2 protein-coding genes are annotated in these 4,220 nt (G+C 69.4%); both read left to right on the forward strand.

What is annotated here, in order from left to right:
- The coding region (locus D6689_05020; GenBank protein RMH43476.1) for a hypothetical protein at positions 1-614 on the forward strand (614 nt) is incomplete at its 5' end.
- A gap of 7 nt (positions 615-621) precedes the next feature.
- Positions 622-4,220: DUF11 domain-containing protein (locus D6689_05025; protein RMH43477.1), on the forward strand; the 3,599-nt coding region annotated here is incomplete at its 3' end.

Consider the following 4,220-nt stretch of genomic DNA (forward strand, 5'->3'; position numbering starts at 1 on the left):
TCGACGAGGGCGCGCCGGACACCATGGTGCACGTCACCGCGGGCGGCCTCGATTTTTGGATCGACGCCTACGAGGCGTCCCGGCCCGATGCGACGCCGTCGTCGAGCGGCTCCGCCGAGCACCGCGCCTGCTCGAACCCTGGCGTCAAGCCCTGGCGCAGCGTGACCTGGAGCCAGGCCGCCGCAGCGTGCGCGGCGGCGGGCAAGCGCTTGTGCACCGAGGCCGAGTGGCAGGCGGCGTGCGAGGGGCCGTCGGCCACGGCGTATCCCTACGGCGATGCGTACGCCCCCAACGCATGCAACGGCGACGACTACGACCCCGATTGCGCGCCGCCGGACGACGACGTGTGCCTGCCGTCTGGCACCGCATACGGCTGTCCGCCGCCGGCGTCGTCCGCGTGCGTGAGCGCCTTCGGCGCATTCGACCTCAGCGGGAACGTCAAGGAATGGACCGCGACCCAGGTGAGCGCGTCGCCCGTCGCCTACCGCATTCGCGGCGGGGCGTACGACAGCGTCGCCAGCGGTCTCACGTGCCAGTTCGACTTCGTGTCCGGGTCGGACACGTTCTCCTTCCCGAATTTGGGATTCCGCTGCTGCGCCGACACCGCCCCGTGAACTGCCGATGACCGAACGCCAACGCCACACGTGGTTCGCCGCCGTCCTGTACGCGGGGTCGGCGCTGGTGGCCGCCAACGCGCGCGGCGACAGCGTCGCCCAAGTGCAGACTTCCAAGCGCATCACCGCGGAAACCGTCGCGCTGATCGACCCCGAGAGCGGCACGTCGACGGGCGGCGGCAGCTCGGAAGTCCGGCTGGCCGTTGGCGACGTCATCACGTTCCGGTTTCAGTTCACACCGGTGCCGAACGGGGCCGTGCGCGGTCTCGGCGGCTACATCACGGACTACATCCCACCGAACACCCAGGTCGTCGGCGCGCGCATCGTCGACCGGTTCGGCAACACGGTCACCCCCCGGCCGGGCGGCCTCACCGCCGACGGATGGGGGCAGCGCGGCCCCGGCAACTTTCCTCCGCCGCTGCAAGAGGGGTCGATGTCGCAGCTTTACGCGGACACAGGCATCTTCTTTTCCACCGATCCGCGCACGGCTCGCAACCCGAGCGACCAACTCATCACGGTGTTCAACGGCATTCCGATGAACCCGCCGCCGACCGGTGGCAATCAACTCGACGAGCGGCTCGGCATTCCCAACGGGGGCACGCTCTACGCGCACAACCAGTGGGACTGGGTGCAGACGATGGCGTTTGGGACCAAAGGCGAACTCGGCCCTCCGGTCGGCGGGGACATCCGGGTCGACGGCAAGGGCAACACGCCGCACCGCTACGGCTCCGCCGTCGCCGGGCCCGACACGTGGTACGGACTCGAGGCGACGCAGACCGGCGCGGACTTGATCGAAGCGGCCGGCAACACGGGACCGTGGCAACGCATCTACTACCCCGGGTCGACCACCGGCGTCGGGTCGGCCGCGACCGGCGCGGGCACGGCGACGCGCGTCGGCGTGCCCACCGCGGCCGGCTGGGACCTGTCAGTCGACAATCCACTGCCGGTCGGCACGAACGCGGTGCGCTACGCCGTCGGCGAGTTGGTCGTCGGCGAGGAGTACTTCGCCGAGATCTCGCTGAAGGTGCTCGGGTTGCCGCTCGACCCGGGGTTGGGAACCAGCGGAGCAAACGCAAACTGCGCCGAGGTGTTCGGCGGCGACGGCTCAGCCACGTCTGAGACCAAGGGCGGCAAGGACAACCCATGGCGATATTTCGTGCCGTCGCCCGCGTGCGTGCGCCTCGACCTGTTGTTCGAGGTCGACGTCGACAAGATCCTCGCCGTCGTCGGCGATCAGCTCACCTATACGATCCGCGTCAAGAACCTGTCGCTGTCGAACCATACGAACGTGGTGATCACCGATACGTACGAAACCGGCGAGGTGAGCTTCGTGAGCGCGACCGGCGCTCCGGCGGTGGACACCGGCACCGGCACGATCACGTGGACGATCCCGACCCTCGCGCCGTCGGACGAGTACACGTTTACGGTAGTGGTCGATGTGACCGGTACCGGCGACGGCTCGACCCTGAACCGAGGAACATTCGTGTCCACCGAATTGCCGGCCGGCTTTTCGACGATCGCGCTCACGGACCTCGGGCAGCGGGCCTTGCTCCACCTCGACCTCACGCCGTCGCCGTCGGCGGCCATGCCTGGCGCCACGGTTTCCTTTACCGGGACGATCCGCAACGACGGCAACGGCGATACCGCGATCGACGGCCAATCGGCCTACGTCGTCACGCTTCCGCCCGGATTCTCGATCGTGCCGGGAACGAGCCGGATCGACGGCTCCCCGGTGCCCGATCCGACCGGGCCTGGCCCGCGCTACACGTACACCAGCGGCCTGGTCGCGCCGGCTGCCGGAGCTTCGGTCACGCTGACGTTCGACGCGGCGATCGACCCGACCGTGTCGACGGGGATCTATACGAGTTGCCTCGAGACGTGGCTACGCGACGTCGGGTTCGGCAAGGACATCAACGATGCGCGCTGCACACTCGGCGCGATCGCGGTCGGCGCCCAGCGCAGCGATCCGCCGGTGGTGCAGGCCCCCCTCGTCACCGGCGACACCTGCGTGTCCGGTACGACGACCGAGGCGGACGGCACGCTGATCGAAGTGCTGGTCAACGGCATCATCCGCGGCACGGCGACAGCCGCGGGCGGCACGTGGACGGTATGCGGTCTGCCCGCGCTGTACGGCGGCCAGCACGTCACCGCAACCGCCACCGCCCCCGGTGAGTTGCAGAGCCCCGAGTCCGCGCCGGTGATCGTGGACGGTCGCTACGCGTGCAACGACGGGGCCGACAACGACGGCGACGGCATCGCCGACTTCCCCGGCGACCCCGGCTGCGCCGATCCGGTGGACGACGACGAGACCGACGTACCGCCGGAGTGCTCCGACGGCATCGACAACGACGGCGACGGCGCCACGGATTTCCCGGACGACCCCTCCTGTTCGAACGCGGACGACACGACGGAGTCCGGCTTGCCGGAGTGCTCCGACGGCATCGACAACGACGGCGACGGCGCGGCCGACTTTCCGGCCGACACCGGCTGCAGCGACGCGAACGACGCCAACGAGATCGACTTTGCGGCGTGCCAAAACGGCGTCGACGACGATGGCGACGGGTTCGTCGACTTCCCGGATGACCCCGGTTGCCACTCGGCGTTCGACGATGACGAGGTGGACCTGTCGTTCACGCCAGGCGACATCCGGGCACGGATGCTGCTCGTGTTCGACACGTCTGGCTCGATGAACTGGAACACGTGCGGGCAGAACACGTTCACCGGCGGCGACGGCTCGCTCGAATGCCCAGGCGCCGACGTGGCGTGCTCCGAATGCTCGGCGTCCGGCTGCGGAGACGGTATGGCGAACGACAGCCGGCTCGCGAAGGTCAAGGCCGGCATCACGAACGTCATATCGGGCTTCGGCGAAGTCGACTACGCGCTCATGCGCTTCCACCAGCGCGCGACGGCGTTCGCGTGCCCGCGCTCCAATGCCAGCCTCGGTGCCGGCGGATGGCAAGGCGGCGGCGCGGCGCCTTGTGGCGGTGGCTTCGCGGCAGGCGACCTGCTCGTGTCGTTCGCCGACGACAACAAGAACACGATCCTGCGGTGGATCGACGGACAGTCCAACTATGCCGGAACGCCGCCGCCCGGAATGGACTGGGAGTTGCGCGGCACCGGCACGACGCCGATCGCCGGGACGCTGGCGTCCGCGCTCGCGTACCTGTCGTCGGTCCAGGCCGCCGACCCGGTCGTGTCGTGCCGGCCCTACCGCGTCATCCTCGTTACGGACGGAGAGGAGACGTGCGGCGGAGACCCCGAGGCGGCGGCCGCCGCACTTCTGGCGGCCGGCATCCCGGTTCACGTCATCGGCTTCGCCACGACCGACCCGTCGATCGTCGCCAATCTCGACGCGATCGCAACGGCGGGCGGCACCGGCGCCGCGATCGTGGTGAGCGATGACGCGGCACTGTCGGCCGCGATGGCCGACATCATCACGGACACGGTGCTCGTCGAGCAGTGCAATGGACTCGACGACGACTGTGACGGCGAGATCGACGAGGACTTCCCGGACCTCGGCGCAACCTGCGACAACGGCGAACTCGGCGTGTGCCGCACGACCGGAACGCGCGTGTGCCGGGCCGACGGCGCGGGCACCACGTGCAA

It is taken from the genome of Deltaproteobacteria bacterium, assembly GCA_003696105.1.
Lineage (GTDB): Bacteria > Myxococcota_A > Polyangia > Haliangiales > J016 > J016.